This window comes from Pseudoduganella sp. RAF53_2, from assembly GCF_052113985.1.
GTDB lineage: Bacteria > Pseudomonadota > Gammaproteobacteria > Burkholderiales > Burkholderiaceae_D > Rugamonas.
Genome location: NZ_JBFRDW010000370.1, coordinates 1 through 5,905, shown reverse-complemented (window position 1 = coordinate 5,905; position 5,905 = coordinate 1). Strand labels below are relative to the sequence as shown.

At 61.5% G+C, this 5,905-nt stretch carries 3 protein-coding genes and 1 pseudogene; all 4 read left to right on the top strand.

Going from position 1 to position 5,905, the window contains the following annotated elements:
• A pseudogene (gene fliP / locus AB4Z11_RS20255) lies at positions 1-359 on the top strand (flagellar type III secretion system pore protein FliP); the annotation flags it as partial.
• 9 nt (positions 360-368) lie between these two features.
• Positions 369-638, top strand: coding sequence for a flagellar biosynthesis protein FliQ (fliQ, locus tag AB4Z11_RS20250; protein WP_442027231.1), 270 nt, complete (start codon positions 369-371; stop codon positions 636-638).
• A 7-nt stretch (positions 639-645) separates the two neighbouring features.
• Positions 646-1,467, top strand: coding sequence for a flagellar biosynthetic protein FliR (fliR, locus tag AB4Z11_RS20245; RefSeq protein ID WP_442027229.1), 822 nt, complete (start codon positions 646-648; stop codon positions 1,465-1,467).
• Between the two features lie 95 nt (positions 1,468-1,562).
• Positions 1,563-5,905: beta strand repeat-containing protein (locus AB4Z11_RS20240; RefSeq protein ID WP_442027227.1), on the top strand; the 4,343-nt coding region annotated here is incomplete at its 3' end.

The window sequence follows — 5,905 nt, the reverse complement described above, 5'->3', positions numbered from 1 at the left end:
CGCTGGAACGCGGCGCGGCGCCGCTGAAGACCTTCATGCTGAAGCAGACGCGCCAGTCCGACCTCGCGCTGTTCGTCAAGATTTCGCGCAGCCCTGCCCTGCAAGGTCCGGAAGATGTGCCGCTGCGCATCCTGGTGCCGGCCTTCATTACCAGCGAGCTGAAGACGGCTTTCCAGATCGGCTTTGCCATCTTCATCCCCTTCCTCATCATCGATATGGTGGTGGCTTCGGTGCTGATGTCGATGGGTATGATGATGATGTCGCCCGCGGTAATTTCCCTGCCCTTCAAGCTCATGCTGTTCGTGCTGGTGGACGGCTGGCAGCTGCTGATCGGCTCACTCGCCCAGAGTTTCTACTAAGGAGGCGCCATGACCCCGGAAACCGTTATGACCATGGCGCGCCAGGCGATGGAAGTCACCCTGATGGTGGCCGCGCCGCTGCTGCTGGTGGCGCTGGTGATCGGTCTGATCGTGTCGATCTTCCAGGCCGCGACCCAGATCAACGAAGCCACGCTGTCCTTCATTCCCAAGCTGGTGGGCGTGTTTGTCGCCCTCGTGGTGGCCGGTCCATGGATGCTGTCCATCATGACCGACTACATGCGCCAGATCCTCACGGGCATCCCGGGCCTGGTCAACTAAGCCGGGCATGCTGACCCTCACCTCCGCCGAGATGAGCACCTGGGTGGCCGGCCTGATGTGGCCGCTTGCCCGCATCCTCGGCCTGATCACGGCCTCGCCGGTGTTCGGCCACACCCGCGTGCCGATTACCGTGAAGCTGCTGCTGGGTCTTAGCCTGGCCATCGTGATCGCGCCCGTCGTGCCGGCCGGTCCCGCCGCCGATCCGGCGTCGCTGGCCGGCTTCCTGATCCTGGCGCAGGAAACGCTGATCGGCATCGCCATGGGCTTTTCCATGCGCATCGTATTCGGCGCGGTGGAGTTCGCCGGCGAGATCAGCAGCCTGACCATGGGTCTCGGCTTTGCGACCTTCTTTGACCCCAATTCCCAGGGCCGCTCTTCGGCCATCAGCCAGTACCTGTCGCTGGTCGGGACCATGCTGTTCCTGGCCGTGAATGGCCACCTGGTATTGATCGAAGCGCTGGCCGAAAGTTTTATCACGGCGCCAATTAGCGCCTTGCCAATGGGCGTCGCCAGCTTCAAACATTTAGCAGATTGGGGCGCCAAGATCTTCAGCGCAGGCCTTCAGCTGTCGTTACCTATTGTGGCGGCGCTGCTGATTACCAATGTGGCACTAGGCATTTTGACAAGAGCAGCGCCCCAGCTGAACCTGTTCGGCATCGGTTTCCCCATCACCCTCGGCGCAGGCATGCTGGTGGTGGTGATGACCCTGCCCTATTTGTCCGGCCCCCTGCAAGCGCTGTTCAATCAAGGCGTCGAAAAGAGCCGCCAACTGCCCCGTGATGCGGCAGAGCAACGCACCAAGTTGGTGCAACCGCGTCCCGCGTCATAGGGAGCCTGTCGCCAGCCGACAGACTTTTACATTTTTTTGATTTCCGTACGGCAATCCCCGTCATATCATGGGGAGGCCTTTGGAGAGCGCAGTTTATGAGCATACCGTACAGCACCGATCAGATCCCGGTCTTCACTACCCAGCAGATGGCCGGTCTGCCCACGGATTTCATTGCGGCATTTGACACCGATCAAATTGTCCTGCTGAGCAATGTACAGCTCGCTGCGCTCGATAGCTGGCAGATTGCTGCCATCGTCACGGAAGATATTGCCGTGATGACCACGAGCCAATTGGGCGGCCTGTCGACCCGCCAGTTTGCCGGTCTGACCTCGGACCAGCTAGCCGCGTTCAACACCGACGATGTCCGCGTCCTGCAAACCCAGCAGTTTGCGACGCTCAACTCGCGCCAGACAGGCGGTCTGTACTCTGATCAGCTGAATGTGCTCGTTTCCGCCCAGATCCGTGCACTGAATACCAGCGCGATTTTTGGTCTGTCCAGCCAGCAAGTTGGCGCCCTTGCCACGGTAACGCTGGACTATCTCACGACCAGCCAGGTCAATGCTTTCAATGGGAATCAGCTGGCGGCCCTGACCACCGACCAGATCGTAGCCCTGAACACGACGCAGTTTGCCAACCTGTCAACAGCCAGCCTGAGCGTGCTGAACACCGACCAGATCGCAGCAATGGAAACGCGCGATCTCGTTGCCCTGAGCAGTTCTCAGATCAACAGCTTATGGGCGGCCCAGGTGCAGGCAATGGGCACCACGCAAGTGAATGCACTGCGTACTCAGCAACTCGCAGCTCTGAACAGCGACCAGATTGGGGCGTTGACCACCGATCAGATACAAGCACTGTCCACGCTTGCCCCATTCAGCTCCGCCCAGTTGCAAGCGCTGTCCTCGCTGCAGGTGTCCGTGCTGGAGACACGCGACATCGCGACCCTGAATGCAGGTCAGCTCAGTTCTCTGCTCGACTTCCAGCTGCAGGCATTGAACAGCGATCAGATCATTGCCCTGTCCACCGCCCAGGTGACGGGCCTAAGTTCGGGCGCGCTGGGCAATCTGACGACTGACCAGATCGGCTACATCGAAACGAATGACTTCCGCTTCATGAGCGGCAATCAACTGCTGGGTCTGAATAGCGACCAGGTCCGCGCATTGACCACTTCCCAATTGCTGGTGCTGAATTCGAGCGCGCTGGCTACTCTGCGTCCGGACCAGATCGCTGCGCTGACCAGCACCCAGCTGAACGCCTTGCAATCTCTGCTGCCGCTGACGACGCTGCAAATCAATGGCCTGACAACAGACCAGATTGCCACTCTGGGCACGCAGGACGTCGCCACGCTCAGTTCATCACAACTGACCGGGCTCTATGACTTGCAATGGCAGGCCATGACCTCTGACCAGCTGATCGCCATGACGGGTGCTCAGTTGGGCAGCCTGCCGACGGCCGTGCTGAACATGCTGTTTACGCAGCAGATTGCCGCCCTGGAAACCCGCGATATCGCTGCCCTCTCCACGCGCCAGATCGCAGCCCTCGATTCGTCTCACCTGCAAGCGTTGACCACGGACCAGTTCGGTGCATTGACCACGCAGGAAGTCCGGGCGCTCACCACCGACCAGATTCAGATGCTGAGCACCGATCAGATCGCTGTGCTCAAATCGCTGGCGGGGCTCAGCAGCACGCAGGTGGGCAGCCTGACCACGATTCAAATTGCCGCGCTCAGCACGCGCTTGCTGGCCACGCTCGCACCGAGCCAGCTTAACCTGCTCAGCAGCGACCAGGCCGCCGCACTCAATACCGATCAGATCGTCGCTCTCACCACCGCTCAGTTCCAACAGCTGAGCAGCCAGACTTTGGCCGCGCTCAACAGCGACCAGATGGCTGCTATCGAAACCCGCGACATTGCGGCCTTGCTGACCTCGCAAATCGCACTGCTCAGCACAGACCAGCTGCTGGCACTCAACACGGATCAGATCAGGGCGCTGACTTCGGCGGAAACTGCGGCTCTGACCACCGACCAGCTGCCGGCTCTGACCACCGATCAACTGGACGCGCTGAAGAATTTCAGTGCGTTGAACAGCCGCCAGATCGGCGCATTGACCACCGATCAGATCGCCAATCTGACGACGGCCATCATCGCTGGATTGGCCACCAAGCAGATGGCCGCGCTCAACAGCGATCAGGCCCACGCCCTGACCACGGACCAGCTGGTCGCGCTCAACAGCGCGCAACTGGCCGCCATGAGCACGGCGGCGCTGGCGGCGCTTGGGACCGATGCGCTTGGCGCCATCGAAACCCGCGACGTGCCCGGCATCAAGACCAGCCAGCTGGCATCGCTGAACACCGCACAGATTGCTGCACTGACCACCGCGCAAATCAAAGCCCTGACCACCGCCGACATCCGCGTGCTGAACAGCGATCAGCTGGCGGCGCTGAACAGCGACCAGTTGGGCGCCTTCTCCAATTACGCGGGTCTGAGCAGCAAGCAGATCGGTTTCCTGACCACCGACCAGCTGGCCACACTGGCGACGCAGAACCTGGCCAAACTGAGCACCGGCCAGGTCGTTGGACTGCGCAGCGACCAGCTCGTGGCGCTTACGACTGACCAGATCGTCGCCCTGAGCACCGGCCAGGTGCGCGCGCTGACGACGTCCGCGCTGGCGGGCCTGAACAGCGACCAGCTGGGCGCCATGCAGATCGTCGACCTGCAAGCATTAACGACGCGCCAGATCCAGGCATTGGGTACCGAGCAGTTGGCAGCGCTGAACACCTATCAGCTCTTCAACCTGAGCACCGCCGATATCGCCTCGCTGACGCTCACCCAAGTGGCGGCCCTGAGCAGCACCCAGCTGGATGCTCTACGTGACCTGGGCGCCCTGCGCACCACGCAGATCGCCGTGCTGAACAGCGACCAGATCGCGACGCTGACCACTGCCGACCTGACCATGCTGAAGACCAGCCAGGTCGGTTTCCTGCGCTCCGAGCAACTGGCTGCACTGACCACTGATCAGATCATTGCATTGACCACGGCCCAGATCCGCGCCCTGTCCACGGCTGGCCTGCAAGGCTGGAACACCGACCAGATCGGCGCCATCGCCCTTAACGACTTGCAGGCGATGCGCTCTAACCAGCTGAACACGCTGAACACGGACCAGATCCGCGCGCTGAGCACCCAGCAGATTGCCGCCATGTCCACGCAGCAGATTGCCGCGCTGACGCCGACTCAGAAAAGCGCCCTGACCAGCCAGCAGCTGAACGCCCTGCCCTCGCTGGCATCGTTCAGCACGGCTGCCATCGCCGCGCTGACTACCGACCAGATCGCTGCCCTGAGTCTGGGCGCGCTGGGGAGTCTCAAAACCAATCAGATCGCCGTGCTGACGTCCGATCAGATCCGTGCCATCACCACTGATGGCATCGTCGCGTTGAATACGGCCCAGGTGCGCTCGCTCAGCACGTCGGCACTCAATGCGCTGACCAGCGACCAGGTCGCCGCCATCGAAATCGTTGACCTGCAAGCGCTGCGCAGCAATCAGATTGCCGCGATGTCGACCGATCAGTTGGCGGCCTTCACCAGTGCCCAGTTCGCGGCTCTGCCAACGGCGGACATCGGTGCCCTGACTACGCAGCAAATTGCATCGCTGACTACCCAGCAGATCGGCTGGCTCGCCACGCTGGCACCGCTCAACAGCCGTCAGATTGCCGGCTTGACGACAGACCAGATTGCCAGCCTGAATCCGTCGGCCATTCCGACCTTCAAGACAAACCAGTTGGCCGGTCTGAACAGCGTTCAAATTGGCGCGCTGACCACCGACGAGATCGTGGCGCTGACGACCCAGCAAGTGAAGAGTCTCACGACGCAAGCGCTGGCAGGCCTGAATACCGACCAGATTGCGGCGATCGAATTGGGCGACATCATTGTCCTGAACTCGCGCCAGATTCAGACCCTGAACACGGACCAGATCGCAGCACTGACCACACTGCAGCTCTCCGTACTGACTTCTACGGAAGTGGCGGCATTGACGTCGCGCCAGCTGGGGGCACTCAGCTCGGCACAGCTGGGCGCGCTCAATTCCCTGGCAGCGCTGGGCACGGCCCAGATTCGCGGCATGAACAGTGACCAGATCGCAGCCCTGACGCCGGCCAAGGTCGCGGCACTGAAGACCAACCAGATTGCCGCGTTCACCTCGGCCCAGATTCCGTTCTTCAGTACCGACCAGATCTTCTCGCTGACCAGCACGCAGATCCGCGCCATTTCCTCGCCGGTGCTGAACGCGCTCAACAGCGACCAGGTGCAGGCGCTGTCGTTGCCGGATGTCGCCGCGCTCACCACAGCCCAGATCATCAACCTCGGCAGCGACCAGCTGACGGCGTTGACGCCGACTCAAATGCTAATGCTGACAACGCAGGAAATCGCTGCGCTGCCGACCCGCTACCT

Bases quoted from the DNA above. Each gene is read 5' to 3' on its own strand.
- fliQ (WP_442027231.1), top strand. From the start codon at position 369: ATGACCCCGGAAACCGTTATGACCATGGCGCGCCAGGCGATGGAAGTC.
- fliR (WP_442027229.1), top strand. From the start codon at position 646: ATGCTGACCCTCACCTCCGCCGAGATGAGCACCTGGGTGGCCGGCCTG.